At 65.0% G+C, this 13,932-nt stretch carries 14 protein-coding genes and 1 pseudogene; 14 read left to right on the forward strand and 1 reads right to left on the reverse strand.

The features are described 5' to 3' along the window. Positions 1–6: 6 nt before the first annotated feature. The 14 genes from aroC (at position 7) to DAD99_RS17925 (ending at position 12,893) form a co-directional block, all read left to right on the forward strand. Positions 7–1,206, forward strand: a complete 1,200-nt coding sequence (aroC, locus tag DAD99_RS17860) for a chorismate synthase (protein WP_193342584.1) — start codon at positions 7–9, stop codon at positions 1,204–1,206. A gap of 23 nt (positions 1,207–1,229) precedes the next feature. Then, a complete protein-coding gene (locus DAD99_RS17865) occupies positions 1,230–1,775 on the forward strand; it encodes a shikimate kinase (RefSeq protein ID WP_309233372.1) in 546 nt (181 codons plus the stop codon). Next, complete coding sequence (gene aroB, locus DAD99_RS17870) at positions 1,772–2,863, forward strand: 3-dehydroquinate synthase (RefSeq protein ID WP_185260654.1); 1,092 nt, start codon at positions 1,772–1,774, stop codon at positions 2,861–2,863. The genes DAD99_RS17865 and aroB overlap by 4 nt, the downstream gene beginning before the upstream one ends. Next, positions 2,863–3,381, forward strand: coding sequence for a tetratricopeptide repeat protein (locus tag DAD99_RS17875; protein ID WP_185260653.1), 519 nt, complete (start codon positions 2,863–2,865; stop codon positions 3,379–3,381). Before aroB ends, DAD99_RS17875 begins: the two co-directional genes overlap by 1 nt. Positions 3,382–3,560: 179 nt before the next feature. Further along, on the forward strand, positions 3,561–4,124 hold the full coding sequence (gene efp / locus DAD99_RS17880; protein ID WP_056340266.1) for an elongation factor P: 564 nt from the start codon (positions 3,561–3,563) through the stop codon (positions 4,122–4,124). After that, entirely contained in the window at positions 4,124–4,534 is a 411-nt protein-coding gene (gene nusB, locus DAD99_RS17885; protein ID WP_056340263.1) for a transcription antitermination factor NusB, read from the forward strand. Before efp ends, nusB begins: the two co-directional genes overlap by 1 nt. A 125-nt stretch (positions 4,535–4,659) precedes the next feature. Then, a complete protein-coding gene (locus tag DAD99_RS17890) occupies positions 4,660–5,394 on the forward strand; it encodes a GntR family transcriptional regulator (protein ID WP_193342585.1) in 735 nt (244 codons plus the stop codon). A gap of 99 nt (positions 5,395–5,493) precedes the next feature. Then, entirely contained in the window at positions 5,494–6,495 is a 1,002-nt protein-coding gene (locus DAD99_RS17895; protein ID WP_193342586.1) for a sugar phosphate isomerase/epimerase, read from the forward strand. A gap of 8 nt (positions 6,496–6,503) precedes the next feature. Further along, positions 6,504–8,288, forward strand: a complete 1,785-nt coding sequence (locus tag DAD99_RS17900) for a dihydroxyacetone kinase family protein (protein WP_193342587.1) — start codon at positions 6,504–6,506, stop codon at positions 8,286–8,288. Beyond that, positions 8,285–8,767, forward strand: a complete 483-nt coding sequence (locus tag DAD99_RS17905) for a ribose-5-phosphate isomerase (protein WP_193342588.1) — start codon at positions 8,285–8,287, stop codon at positions 8,765–8,767. Before DAD99_RS17900 ends, DAD99_RS17905 begins: the two co-directional genes overlap by 4 nt. A gap of 2 nt (positions 8,768–8,769) precedes the next feature. Next, a complete protein-coding gene (locus DAD99_RS17910) occupies positions 8,770–9,738 on the forward strand; it encodes a 3-hydroxyacyl-CoA dehydrogenase family protein (protein ID WP_185260647.1) in 969 nt (322 codons plus the stop codon). Between the two features lie 11 nt (positions 9,739–9,749). Next, positions 9,750–10,514, forward strand: coding sequence for an SDR family NAD(P)-dependent oxidoreductase (locus tag DAD99_RS17915; RefSeq protein WP_193342589.1), 765 nt, complete (start codon positions 9,750–9,752; stop codon positions 10,512–10,514). Positions 10,515–10,670: 156 nt separating this feature from the next. Then, positions 10,671–12,029 (forward strand): MFS transporter, encoded by a 1,359-nt coding sequence (locus DAD99_RS17920; protein ID WP_193342590.1) that lies wholly within the window; start codon positions 10,671–10,673, stop codon positions 12,027–12,029. Between the two features lie 9 nt (positions 12,030–12,038). Then, positions 12,039–12,893, forward strand: a complete 855-nt coding sequence (locus DAD99_RS17925; protein ID WP_193342591.1) for a triose-phosphate isomerase family protein — start codon at positions 12,039–12,041, stop codon at positions 12,891–12,893. A gap of 16 nt (positions 12,894–12,909) precedes the next feature. Here the strand turns inward: DAD99_RS17925 and DAD99_RS17930 are convergent. Then, positions 12,910–13,919: pseudogene (locus DAD99_RS17930) on the reverse strand (PrsW family intramembrane metalloprotease). Positions 13,920–13,932: the final 13 nt, after the last annotated feature.

The raw sequence follows: 13,932 nt of genomic DNA on the forward strand, positions 1-13,932 counted from the left end.
GAAATTATGTTGCGTTGGTTGACTGCCGGTGAATCCCATGGTCCGGCCCTGATGGGAATTATTGAAGGCGTCCCCGCCGGTGTTGAAATCACCAGCGGGCAGATTGCCGACTCACTGGCTCGCCGCCGCCTTGGCTATGGCCGGGGCGCACGAATGAAGTTCGAGCAGGACGTCGTCACCATTCTCGGCGGCGTCCGCCATGGCCTGACCCAGGGCGGTCCGGTGGCCGTCCAGGTAGCCAACACCGAATGGCCCAAGTGGGAGCAGATCATGGCTGCCGATCCGGTGGATCCGGAAATCCTGGCGGACCAGGCCCGCAACGCGCCCCTGACCCGGCCCCGTCCGGGACACGCAGATTTCACGGGCATGCAGAAGTACGGGTTCTCCGAAGCCCGACCAGTCCTGGAGCGCGCCAGCGCCCGGGAGACCGCCACCCGTGTTGCCATGGGCACGGTCGCGTCCCAGTTCCTTAAGGCGCTCGGCATCGAACTGGTCAGTCATACAGTCTCGATCGCCAGCGTGACGGTGCCCGAGGGCCGCCCGCTGCCCGTTCCCGCGAACGTGATCGCACTCGACGCTGATCCCTTGCGCTGCTTTGACCGCGAGACGTCCAACGCCATGGTGGCCGAGGTTGACGCCGCACACAAAGAAGGCGAAACCCTGGGCGGCGTAGTGGAAGTCCTCGCGTATGGGCTGCCGCCGGGACTGGGCAGCTACGTTCACTGGGACCGGAGGCTCGACTCCCGGCTCGCCGCCGCCCTGATGGGCATCCAGGCCATCAAGGGCGTGGAAGTCGGCGACGGCTTCCTGACAGCTGCGCGCCGCGGTTCCGCAGCCCACGACGAAATCGTCAAGGACGCGGACGGCAAGATCATCCGTACCAGCAACCGGGCAGGTGGCATTGAAGGTGGCATGAGCATCGGCGACGTCCTGCGCGTGCGTGCAGCAATGAAGCCCATCGCCACGGTGCCCCGCGCCCTCCGCACGGTCGACGTCAGCACGGGCGAGCCTGCAAAGGCGCACCACCAGCGCTCGGACGTCTGTGCCGTGCCAGCCGCCGGTGTTGTAGCTGAGGCGATGGTGGCGCTGGTGCTGGCCGAAGCCGTAACCGAAAAGTTTGGCGGTGACTCCGTGGCGGAGACCGCCCGCAACATCAAGGGTTACCTGGACAACATTCCGGCATCCCTGGACTCGATCGGCCACTAGTGCCCGGGAGCCGTAAGGCCGGTGTGCCTGGCAACCGGCCCATTGTCCTCATCGGACCCATGGCGGTGGGAAAGTCCGCGATCGGCCACGAGCTGGCCAAGCTGCTGGACGTGCCGTTTGTCGATACTGACAATCTGATCGTGGACGCCCATGGCAGTATCGCCTCCATTTTTGCAGGCCGCGGCGAGCACGCGTTCCGGGAGATTGAGGCCCGGACCGTGGCCAGCGCTGTGGAACATGCAGAAGGCTCAGCCAGCGTGATTTCGCTGGGTGGCGGTGCAGTGCTGGATTCCGGCACGCAGCAGCTCCTGGGGCGCTGCACAGTGGTGTACCTCGAATGTGATGAGGAAACTGTGGCCGTCCGCATTGCCCGGAACTCGGGCCGGCCGCTGCTCGCCGGCGATGCCATGGCCCGATGGTCCGCACTCTTTCTTACCAGGAAACCCGTTTACGAACGGCTGGCCGACCTCGTGGTGGATGTCCGCCATGGCTCGGTCAGCGAGCTGGGACACCGGCTCGAAGTTGCGCTGCGTGACTACGCGGCCGCCAAACAGGAAGTTGAAAATTGAGCGTTGATTCAACAGTCATCAAGGTCACCGGCGAATCCGCCGGGCAGAATTACGACGTCGTAGTTGGCCGCGGTCTGCTGGGGAACCTTCCGGCGTTGCTGGGGGAGCGGGTCCGGCGTGTGCTGGTCATCCATCCCCGTGCTCTGCGGCTCACGGGTGACACTGTCCGCGACGAACTCGCTGCAGCTGGTTTCACCTCGCTGACGGCGGAAATCCCGGACGCCGAGGAGGGCAAGCACGTCCAGGTTGCTGCTTTCTGTTGGCAGGTCCTGGGCCAAAACGACTTCACGCGCTCCGACGCCATCGTGGCAGTGGGCGGTGGGGCGGTCACCGACCTGGCGGGTTTTGTGGCGGCTACCTGGCTCCGCGGCGTCAAGGTCATCCACATGCCCACCAGCCTGCTGGGCATGGTGGATGCTTCCGTGGGTGGCAAGACCGGCATCAACACCGCAGAGGGCAAGAACCTCGTGGGCTCCTTCCACCCGCCGGCCGGCGTGCTGGTGGACCTGGACACGCTGAACACGTTGCCCAGGAACGAAATCATTTCCGGTATGGCTGAAGTCATTAAATGCGGCTTCATCGCAGATCCGACCATCCTTGACCTGATCGAAAAGGACCCCGCGGCGGCCACCGACCCCGGCTCGGACGCCCTGCGGGAACTCATTGAACGCGCCATTGCGGTCAAGGCCAAAGTCGTCTCGGAAGACCTCAAGGAATCCGGGCTGCGCGAAATCCTGAACTACGGCCACACGCTGGCCCACGCCATTGAACTCGTGGAGCGGTACTCCTGGCGCCACGGCGCGGCAGTATCGGTGGGCATGATGTTCGCCGCTGAACTTGCCCGCAGCGTCGGCCGGCTCAGCGACGCCGACGCCGATCGCCACCGCAGCATCCTGGAAACCCTGGGCCTCCCCGTCACGTACCGCCGCGACCGCTGGCAGGGACTGCTGGACGGCATGCGGCGGGACAAGAAATCACGCGGGGACCTCCTGCGCTTTGTGGTTCTGGACGGGATCGCCAAGCCGGGCATCCTGGATGTCCCGGACACATCCCTGCTCTTCGCGGCCTACCAGGAAATCGCGTCCTGATGCAGGGCAACGTGGAGGGCACCAGCGACTGGCCCGAGGCTGGCTTCCCCGGAATCAGGATCAGCCCGGAGTCCCTGCTGCCGGAGATCGTCAACGAGGATGCCTGCCGCGAGGCCCTGGCGGCATCCACGGACCCGTCGGACCAGATCTTCGTCCTGATCGTGGAGGGACATGCGGCGGAGGCGGCCGAGCTGCTTGCGGAGGCCCGCTTCAAAGACCCAGAGTCCTTCCGCCTTCGCACGTTCGAAGCCGAGGTGCTGCGCGTCACTCACCGCACGGACCGCGCCCTTGACCTGTTCCGCCAGCTGCTCGCGGAGTTCCACGGAACTGACCGTGAAGCCGCGGTCCTGCAACATCTGGGCAAGACCCAGTACGCCGCCGGACACACGTCCGCAGCGGTGGAAGCCTTTTCCCGTGCACTGGATCTTCGGGTCGCGCAATCGGCTGATGCGGCACAGATTTACTCGTCCACCGTGGCGCTTCAGCGGGCGCGCGATGTGCTGGATCTTGCCTGCTGAGAGACCTGTCACGTTCCGGGGGCAGGTGGCCGGGAAAGACCGGACACGAGCCGCCCTGGTTTTACCGGTAGAATGGTTCTTGGATTTTTGATAAACACGCGCTGGCGGGCCGTTCGGCATGCCTGGCCGGCATAGAACGTCTGACAACTGACCAGACAGATAGAAACCAGAGGATACCAGTGGCAACCACTAACGACATCAAGAACGGAACGGTCCTTAAGCTCGAGGGCCAGCTCTGGAACATCATCGAATTCCAGCACGTCAAGCCCGGCAAAGGTGGCGCGTTTGTGCGGACCAAGATGCGGAACGTGATGTCCGGCAAAGTTGTAGACAAGACGTTCAACGCCGGCCTTAAGATCGAGACCGCCACGGTTGACCGCCGCGACTACCAGTACCTGTACCAGGACGGCGCCGACTTCGTGTTTATGGACACCTCGGACTTCGACCAGCTCACGGTCTCCGGCGCCACTGTTGGCGACGCCACGAACTTCATGCTGGAGAACCAGATGGTGAACATCGCCATCCACGAAGGCAACCCGCTGTACATTGAGCTTCCGCCCAGCGTTGTCCTGGAAATCACGTACACCGAGCCTGGCCTGCAGGGCGACCGCTCGTCCGCCGGCACCAAGCCCGCAACGCTGGAAACGGGCTACGAGATCCAGGTTCCGCTGTTCGTCGAGAACAACACCAAGGTCAAGGTCGATACTCGCGACGGCAGCTACCTTGGCCGGGTCAGCGAGTAGTGAGCGCACGCGGTAAGGCCCGTAACAGGGCGCTGGACGTTCTCTTCGAAGCTGAGCAGCGCTCGGTTTCCGCTTTTGATGTACTCAGGTCCCGGCGCGAACTGACTGACCAGATCGTGAACCCGTACACCCTGGAAATCGTGGAGGGCGTCGTCTCACAGCAGACCGCCATCGACGAATTCCTCGAGACCTATTCCCAGGGTTGGACGTTGGAACGTATGCCTTCGGTGGACCGCATTATCCTGCGGATCGGCACCTGGGAACTGTTGTACAACGATGACGTTCCCGACGGCGTCGCCGTCAGTGAGGCAGTGGCGTTGTCCAAGACGCTCTCAACGGATGAATCGCCGTCGTTCATTAACGGCCTCCTCGGCCGGTTGCAGCAGCTGAAGCCCTCCCTGCTCGCCTGAGCTGCTTCGGCCCGGGCCACGAGTCCGTGCACAGCGTCATAAAGAGCCCCGACCAGGTCCGCCTGGCCGGGGCTCTTGGCGTCCCGGAAGCGATCGATGGCCGACGCTTCCTATAGGATCTGAATATGCAGAAAGCGTCCAAAGGCCCCCGCGCCGGCAGCAGGCCAGATGACCAGACCGGCCCCCGCAGGACTGGCCGGGCGGTGAGCCGCGAGGTGCTGGCGGACCACGTTTATGCGGAGCTCCTGGCCTCCCTTATGGATGGCCGGCTGACGCCCGGTGCCGTGGTCAGCATTGACGGGACGGCCCGTGAGTTGGACGTTTCGCCCACCCCGGTCCGCGAGGCCCTGGCGCGGCTTGAGCACACCGGGATGGTGCGGAGGGTGGCGCTGAAAGGCTACCGCGTGGCTCCCGTTTTCACCCGGGAGGATTTTGCAGAGCTGATGGAGGCCCGGCTGGCAATCGAGCCTGTCAACGCCCGGCTGGCCTGTGAACGCATCAACCAGCGTGGCCTCGCCGAGCTCGAGCAGGCCGTCGAGGACTTGAAGTCCGCACCGCGGGGGCCTTCGTTTGCCGAGTTCAAGGACTACCTCGAAGCGGACGAGCGGTTCCACCAGCTGATTGCACAGCAGACCGGAAACCAGTTTATGGAGGCCGCATACTCGGCCCTCGGGGGACAGGTCCAACGGTTCCGGCTTTTCGGCGGCGTGGGCATTACGGATGCCGAGCACGCCATCGCGGAACACCAGGCAGTCCTGGACGCCGTTACCACCGGGAACCCGGACAAGGCGGCGGCAGCCATGGCGGACCATATCCGCAGGGTTCGTTCCCGGGCCATTGCCGACGCCCCGGAAGGCTAATCCGGCCCAATGTAGGTAGCGGCAGGGGGATGTGATCTTGACAACTTCTTTTTGATAGTAGATCCTATAGGAAAGAGGATTATGAAGGAGTGAAGCATCGTGGCTTACACAGCTGAGAATTGGCCCATCACCGCAGCACTGCTGCAGTTTCCGGGAACAGACGCCAAGGGCACGCAGATCAACGACGCCGACGCGGCCAGCTGGGCGGAAGTCCTGACTGAGGTCAAGGAAGCCGGGTTTGGCAACGCCGACCTGACGGACAGCTGGGTCCGTCCCGGCGATCTGAGCAAGGAGCGGCTCGCCGAGTTCAAGCAGACCGCCGAGAACGTGGGCATCGGGATCCCGGTCATTTCCGCCATCCGCCGCAGCGTGATCCACGGGACAGAATGGGCAGACAACCTCGCGTACAGCCACCGGACCATCGACGCCGCCGCCGAACTCGGCTGCGAAGTGGTCTCCTTCGGACTGCACCAGGCCCTTACCCCGGAGCAGCAGAAGCAGCTGTGGTTCTGGACCGTTGAGGGCCATAAGGACCCGATGGGGGACAAGGAAGTGTGGGGCAAAGCAGTCTCCCGCATCCGTGAACTGGGCAAGCACGCAGCAGACGCCGGCGTCCTGCTGTCCCTGGAGATGTACGAGGACACCTACCTCGGCACGGCGGACTCCTCCGTACAGCTGGTGCAGGACATCGGCCTGGCCAATGTTGGGCTCAACCCGGACCTCGGCAACCTGATCCGGCTGCACCGGCCCATCGAGGACTGGCGCGAAATGGTAGCCAAGACCGTGCCGTACTCCAACTACTGGCACATGAAGAACTACATCCGGGATGAGGATGTGGCCCGCGACAGCTACATCACCATGCCCGCCCCGATGGAGAGCGGCCTCATCAACTACCGCGAAGCCTTCAAGGTTGCACTCGCCGCCGGCTACCAAGGCATCATCTGTGCCGAGCACTACGGTGGAGACGGCCTCAGCGTCACGGCCCGCAACCAGGAATACCTCCGCCGGCATGTCCTGCCAAAGAAGGACGGCTACGCCCTGGGCCAGAGCCAGGTGTCCCAGGGGCGGCAACAGCCCGCCGCGGAACTCGCAGGAGTGTAGGTACAGCCATGACCCGGATCTTCGACAATCCCGCTGATTTTGCAGATGAGGCCCTGGACGGCTTTGTCGCTGCCAACCGCGGCTACGTTGCCCGCGTTAACGGCGGTGTAGTCCGCTCGACTGAGGTGCCCGCCGGCCAGGTCGCACTCGTCGTCGGCGGTGGCTCCGGACACTACCCGGCCTTCGCCGGGCTGGTAGGGCCGGGGCTGGCAACCGCCTCCGCCTGCGGAAACATGTTCGCTTCACCGGCCGCCGGGCAGATCTACCGCGTGGCCAAAGAGGCAAACGCCGGCGGGGGAGTGCTGCTGAGCTATGGAAACTACGCGGGCGACGTCCTTCACTTCGGCCAGGCGCAGCTGCGCTTGAACGCCGAGGGCATCGAAACCCGCACCGTGGTGGTCACCGACGACATCGCCAGTGCACCGGCGGACCAGCTCGGGAAGCGCCGCGGGATCGCCGGCGACCTCACAGTGTTCAAGATCGCCGGTGCCGCGGCCGAGGCAGGCCTGAGCCTGGACGAGGTGGAACGGCTCGCCCTCAAGGCCAATGACCGCACACGCTCCCTGGGCGTGGCGTTCGACGGCTGCACCCTGCCGGGCGCCGGCGAACCGCTCTTCCACGTGCCAGCCGGCCAGATGTCCCTGGGCCTGGGCATCCACGGGGAACCGGGCATCTCGGAACACCCGATGCCCACCGCCTCGGAACTCGCCGAACTGCTGGTCTCCCGGCTCCTCGCGGACACCCCGGGTTACCGGGGGAGCCGCGTGGTGGCCATCGTCAACGGCCTCGGTACCGTCAAGTACGACGAACTTTTCCTCCTGTTCGGCAAGATCGAGAAACTCCTCGTCAACGCCGGGCTGACCGTGGTTGAACCGGAGTGCGGCGAGTTGGTCACGAGCCTGGACATGTCCGGTCTTTCCCTCACCCTGCTTTGCCTGGATGAGGAACTCGAACACTACTGGGCCGCCCCCGCAGACTCGCCGGCCTACCGCAAGGGCAACCTGGCAACGCGTGCCCGCCGCGAGATAACCGGACCGGAGGCCGCCGTGGCCAGTTCGTCGGAGGAAACGACGGCGTCAGCAGCTGACCTGGGCCGTAAGTCGGCCGCCGTCCTCGCGCAGGTTCGGGACGTCGTCGTCGAACACGAAGAGGAACTGGGCAACCTGGACGCCATAGCTGGCGACGGCGACCACGGCATCGGCATGCGCAGGGGCGTGGAGGCGGCAGTCGACGCCGCCGCGCAGGCCGCAGCGGCCGGCGCGTCGGCGGGGCGGGTACTTGAAGCGGCCGGGGAAGCCTGGAGCGAACGGGCCGGCGGAACCTCAGGCGCACTGTGGGGATCTGCGGTCTTCGCATCCGGACTGGCACTGGGCAACCGGGAAACCTACGGCGACGACGACGCGGCCGCCACCGTGACCGCGTTTGTGGGCGCCATTACGGAGCTCGGCAAGGCCGAGCCGGGCGACAAGACCATGGTGGACGCGCTCCTGCCGTTCAGGGATGCCTTCCTCCGGGAGTTCGACGGCGGCACCTCCCTGGCAGGGGCCCTCACCGTTGGCGCCTCCGCTGCCCGGGCGGCGGCCGCGAAAACAGCGGAACTGCGCCCGCTGAAGGGCCGCGCCCGTCCGCTGGCCGAAAAAAGCCTGGGGCACCCCGACCCCGGCGCGGTCTCCTTTGGACTGATCGCCGAACGGATTGCCGAATACATCCACACCGGGCTTGCGGAGTCCCGCTCCACAGGGCTGGCACATTCTGAACTGGCCGCCGCGGCCGGAAAAGGAGCAACGACATGAACAGCCACGCAGGTTGGCGCATCGTCATCGGCAACGATGAGGCCGGCGTCGAATACAAGGACGCCCTGAAGACGCTGCTCACGGCAGACAGCCGTGTCGCTTCGGTACTGGACATCGGTGTTGGGGCCAACGATGCCACCGCTTACCCGCACGTCGCGGTCAAGGCCGCCCGAAAGGTGGCGGATGGGGAAGCGGACCGCGCACTCCTGATCTGTGGAACGGGATTGGGTGTGGCCATCGCGGCCAACAAGGTCCCCGGAATCCGGGCGGTGACGGCTCACGACGGCTATTCCGTGGAGCGCTCTGTCCTCAGCAACAACGCCCAGGTCCTCACTCTTGGCCAGCGGGTCATCGGCCTGGAGCTCGCCAAGAAGCTTGTGGCCGAGTGGCTCGAGTACCGCTTTGATGAAAACTCCGCGTCCGCCGGCAAGGTTGACGCCATCTGCTCCTATGAGCCCGAATACACGAAGGCAGTCTGATCATGACCACAACTTCCAACAGCTCACGCAAGATCGCCGTCGTCGGATCAGGCTACATGGGCGGCGGTATCGCCCAGGTCCTGGCACTGGGCGGTGCCCGCGTTGCCCTGGCCGATGTCTCCGCCGAGGTGGCGCAGAACAACTATGAGCGGCTGCTGTCCGAATCGGACCAGTTCGTGGCCGACGGACTGTTCCCCGCCGGTTCCACGGAAATCCTGAAGCAGAATCTGTGGGCGGCCAAGGACATCGAGGAAGCTGTGGCGGATGCCGACTTCATCGAGGAAGCCGTGCCCGAAGTCATCGCCATCAAGCACCAGACGCTGGCACGGATCAGTGCCGCTGCCAGGGCCGATGCCATCATCGGCTCCAACACGTCAACGATCTCCATCGCGGAGCTGTCCGGGCCGGTCGCCCACCCGGGGCGGTTCCTGGGCGTGCACTTCTCGAACCCGTCCCCTTTTATCCCTGGCGTGGAGATCATCCCGCATGCAGGCACTTCGGCTGCCACCATCGGTGCCGTCCGTGACCTGGTCCATGCCGCCAACAAGCAGACCGCGGTGGTCAAGGACGTCACCGGGTTCGTCCTGAACCGCCTGCAGTACGCCCTCTTCCACGAGGCCGCACAGCTCGTGGAGCAGGGAATCGCCACCGCCGAGGACGTGGACACCCTGGTCCGCACCACCTTCGGCTTCCGCCTGCCGTTCTTCGGTCCCTTTGCCATCGCAGACATGGCCGGCCTGGACGTCTACAACTTCTGCTACAAGTCCCTGCAGACCGAATTCCCGGAACGCTTCGCCACGCCCAAGATCCTGAGTGACCTGGTGGAGGCAGGCAAACTCGGCACCAAGTCCGGCGCGGGCTTCCTCAACGTCCCGGCCGAACGCACGCCGGAACTCATCGCCTACCGCAACAGGGCCTACGTGGCCATGCAGAAGCTCATCGACGAGCTCGGCCCGGCCCCCATCAACTAGGGAGCATTTCCATGACTTTTCCCACCGAACGCACCGCCATCATCACCGGGGCCGTCTCCGAGCGCGGTATCGGCCGCGCGACGGCAGGCTACCTTGCCGCCCAGGGCTGGAACATCGGCATCATCGATCTGGATGACGCCCAGTCCCAGGCCACCGCCAAGGAAATCGCCACCCAATACGGCGTAAAAACCCACGGCGTCGGTGCCAACATCGGCGACGAAGCCTCAGTCCGTGCAGCCATCGACTCGATCGAAGCACAGTTGCCGCAGGTCGTCGCACTGGCCAACGTGGCCGGTGTCAGCTCACCTGTTCCGTACCTTGAACTGGACGCCGCGGAATGGGACCGCGTCATGAGCATCAACCTCAACGGAGTCCATTACGCCACCCGCCGCGTCGCCGAATCCATGGCGAAGAACCGGATTGGACGCATCGTGAACATCTCATCCGTCTCCGCGCAGCGTGGCGGCGGCACTTTCTCCAAGACGCCGTACTCCGCGGCGAAGGCAGGGGTCATCGGCCTGACCCGTGCCACCGCCCGCGAACTGGGGGAGTACGACATCACGGTCAACGCGATTTCCCCCGGCCCCATCGACACGGACATCATGGGCGGCACCCTCAGCCAGGAACGCAAGGACGAACTCACCAAGGACCTCGTGGTCAACCGCGTCGGTTCCACCCGCGATATCGCAGCAGCCATCGCCTTCCTCATCAGCGAGGACGCCGGATACATCTCCGGCCAGACGCTGAACGTGGATGGCGGGCTCTACATGCACTAGGAAGGACCACCATGGGCCCCTGGACCAAGGAACGCCGAATCTACCTGGCTGTGGGCGTGTTCGCCTGCCTGGTCGGCGCAATGCTCATCGCATTCCCGCTCTAATCGCTCCACCTTCCCCTGATTTGCTCACCTGCTTACTCAACGAGGAGTTTGAATGACTGTCACCACTGGAACAAACGCCACCAAGGAGTTACTGGATTCGCCAGTCCTCAAATTGGCGATCTCCAAAGCATCCTTCCGGCTGATGCCGATGCTCGTCATCCTGTACGTCGTGGCATTCCTGGACCGCACCAACGTGGGCTTCGCCGAGGCAGCGCTGGAAGTGGACAGGGGCATCACCGCCGGCGCATATGCCCTCGGTGCGGGTATCTTCTTCATCGGCTACGCACTGTTCGAGATCCCCTCGAACCTGCTGCTGACCAAGTTCGGCGCCAAGATGTGGCTGGCCCGCATCGCCATCACGTGGGGCATCGTCTCCGCCTGCTTCGCTTTCGTCCAGGGCGAAACGTCCTTCATCATCCTGCGTTTCCTGCTCGGCGTGACCGAGGCCGGCCTGTTCCCGGGCGTCATCATGTTCCTGGCCGCCTGGTTCCCCAACAAGGTCCGCGTCAAGATGTTCGCCATCTTCTACCTGGCACAGCCGTTCTCCCAGATGATGGGCGCCCCGCTGTCCGGGTGGCTCATCAACATCGGCGACCAGGTTCCCGGCGTTGCCGGCTGGCAGGCTATGTTCTTCATCGAAGGCATGCTGGCGGTACTCGCCGGTGTTGCCGCCTACTTCTTCCTCATCAACTCCCCGCAGGACGCGAAATTCCTGGACAAGGACGAGAAGAAGGCGCTCCAGGACGTTATGGCCCTGGAAGACAGCGTCAAGGAAAAGGACGGCCCCCGCGGTGTCCTCGCCGCCATGAAGAACCGCAAGGTCTGGTACTTCACCGCCATCTACTTCTGCCTCCAGATCGCCGTGTACGGCGTGACGTTCTACCTGCCGCAGCAGGTGGCGCAGCTCACCGGGCAGAAGGTGGGCATCGAAGTGGGCCTGCTGGCGGCCATCCCATGGTTCTTCGGCATCTTCGCGTGCTACTTTATCGGCAAAGCGGCCAACACCATCGTCCGCCGCCGCGTTTGGGGCACAGGCCTCTTTATCTCCACCGGCCTGTGCATCTTCGGCTCGGCGTGGGCGGGCTCCAACCACCTCCCGGTGCTGGGCATCATCTTCATCACCCTCGCGGTGTGCAGTTTCCTCTCGATCGGTCCCATCGCCTGGTCGTACCCGACGGCGTTCCTCACCGGAACTGCGGCCGCAGCGGGCATCGGCCTGATCAACTCGCTGGGCAACCTGGGCGGCTTCGTGGCCCCCATCCTGCGGACCACGGTCAACCAGGCCACCGCGTCGGACACCGGCACCATGGGCGTGTACGCCCTGGGTGTGCTTCCGTTCGTGGCGGCCATCATGATGTACGCCACGAAGAGGTTCCGCAACAAGGCGGACGATCTGCTCGACAACAAGTGACCGGACACCATGTCTGAACGCAGCAGCGCCGACCAAGGCGGCATCCCGGAGATCCGCTACGTCGGCGTCAGCACCAAAATGTATATGGGCTACCGGGACTGCCTGGACTGGTTGGACCGCATACTGCACGAAGTGGACTCCCGTCCGGCCCTTGCGGCCGGGCGGGTAGTCCCGTTTGTGATCCCATCGTTCCCGGTGATTCCGGCCGCCGGCAGCGTCCTCGCAGGATCACCGCTGCTGCTGGGCGCCCAGAACTGCGGCTGGGCGGACGGGCCGTGGACGGGTGAGGTGTCGCCGTCACAACTGGCGGAGCTGGGGGTAGCCATCGTGGAGATCGGCCACGCCGAACGGCGGCGGCATTTCGGCGAGGACAGCGCCATGATCGCCCGGAAGGTCAGGGCAGCCGACGACGCCGGCATCACCCCGCTGCTGTGCGTGGGTGAGGACACACGCCATGGAACAACCGGGAACGGAGCCGATCAGGCGGCTGCGTTTGTCCATCAGCAGATCAGCGACGCCGTCGGCGGTGACTGGGCCCTGGCGACCCGTCTGGTGATTGCCTACGAACCGGTCTGGGCCATTGGCGAAGCCGAGCCCGCCGGCGCAGGCTATGTCGCCGCCGTCGTGCGTTCACTCCGAACGCTGCTGGCTGCCCATTCGCACGAGGCAGGCAGCGCATTGGGGGCGCTGCCGGTCATCTATGGCGGGTCGGCCAAGCCAGGGCTGCTGCCCGCGCTCGACGGCGTCTCCGGACTTTTCCTGGGCCGGTTCGCCCACGATGCAGCGAACTTCGGCAAAGTCCTCGATGAGGCACTGTCCATGACCGCACTGTCGAAGGCACACCAGGGGACATGGCCGGCCTAACCGCGTTGCGCCAGGGTCAGCCGGCGACGGCGCCGCGCAGGGCCAGAATCCGTTGCAGCTGCTGCTGTTCCTCCAGCTGGTGAAGCCGGACATCGCGGCCACTGAGGATACGCTGTCTGGTGAAGGCGAGCCGGGTGGTGGAGTGCAGGAAGGCCTTCATCTGTGGACGGCGGTTGTAGCCGGCGGCCCACTGCAGCGCGGTACGCCTGCCGCGTGGTGTGGCCAACAGTTCCACCTCGGCGGGGCTGAACCATCCGGCCGCTGAATATTCCATCAGCCGTTGGCGCGTCAGCCGGTTCTCGGCCACACGGAGCAGGATGATCCCCACAACGGCCAGCACAAAGATGGGCACCTGGATCAGGATGTACTCCGCCAGGAACCCCGCGCCCATGCTGTTCCACCGGTTGTGCAGCAGCATGGCCGGGATCAGTCCGATGACAAAGGCCAGCACGGAGGCTCCGGAGTGCCAGCGGCGGGCGGCGAAACCCATGATGAGCCCGGTGGTTCCGGTGAAGATGGCATGCGCGAACGGGGACATCACCCCACGGAGCAGGAAGACCTGGGCCAGGTCCGTTCCGGGGTTGGCGGATTCGGCGATGGCCCGGCCGCGCACCAGGTAAACGCGAAGAGCAGGAGCCGCTTGGGTTCAGGTTCCCACCGGTCGATCAGGTAGACAGCCAGGAGCACTGCGGACAGCGGAATCAGTGACAGCACAAGCCCCACCATGAATCCGCCCACGGTGGTGTTGGCGAGAAGGAAGGGCACCACCAGGAACAGGCTGAGAAAGACGAGGGCGGCGCCCCCCACAGTCAGTGCCAGGAGGCCGGTGGACCGCCTGCCCGCCAGACCTGCCGGCGGAGGCCCCAGGGGCGGCAGGGGAGCTGCGTTGGCGCCGGGCGCCGGGCGGTAGTATTCCGGTTCCACCCGGCCCATCCAACTGGGGTTGGCCTGACTGGGGAAGGGATCCCGTGGACCGGCCGGCCCGCCGGCCTGGCCGGAACCCGGCTGATGAGGGTGCATGGACATATTGGAAGCCTAT

Origin of the sequence: Pseudarthrobacter sp. AB1, from assembly GCF_014926485.1 — a bacterium.
Taxonomy (GTDB): domain Bacteria; phylum Actinomycetota; class Actinomycetes; order Actinomycetales; family Micrococcaceae; genus Arthrobacter.

Bases quoted from the DNA above. Each gene is read 5' to 3' on its own strand.
- DAD99_RS17920 (WP_193342590.1), top strand. From the start codon at position 10,671: ATGACTGTCACCACTGGAACAAACGCCACCAAGGAGTTACTGGATTCG.
- DAD99_RS17925 (WP_193342591.1), top strand. From the start codon at position 12,039: ATGTCTGAACGCAGCAGCGCCGACCAAGGCGGCATCCCGGAGATCCGC.
- DAD99_RS17900 (WP_193342587.1), top strand. From the start codon at position 6,504: ATGACCCGGATCTTCGACAATCCCGCTGATTTTGCAGATGAGGCCCTG.
- DAD99_RS17915 (WP_193342589.1), top strand. From the start codon at position 9,750: ATGACTTTTCCCACCGAACGCACCGCCATCATCACCGGGGCCGTCTCC.
- DAD99_RS17905 (WP_193342588.1), top strand. From the start codon at position 8,285: ATGAACAGCCACGCAGGTTGGCGCATCGTCATCGGCAACGATGAGGCC.
- aroC (WP_193342584.1), top strand. From the start codon at position 7: ATGTTGCGTTGGTTGACTGCCGGTGAATCCCATGGTCCGGCCCTGATG.
- DAD99_RS17890 (WP_193342585.1), top strand. From the start codon at position 4,660: ATGCAGAAAGCGTCCAAAGGCCCCCGCGCCGGCAGCAGGCCAGATGAC.
- DAD99_RS17910 (WP_185260647.1), top strand. From the start codon at position 8,770: ATGACCACAACTTCCAACAGCTCACGCAAGATCGCCGTCGTCGGATCA.
- DAD99_RS17875 (WP_185260653.1), top strand. From the start codon at position 2,863: ATGCAGGGCAACGTGGAGGGCACCAGCGACTGGCCCGAGGCTGGCTTC.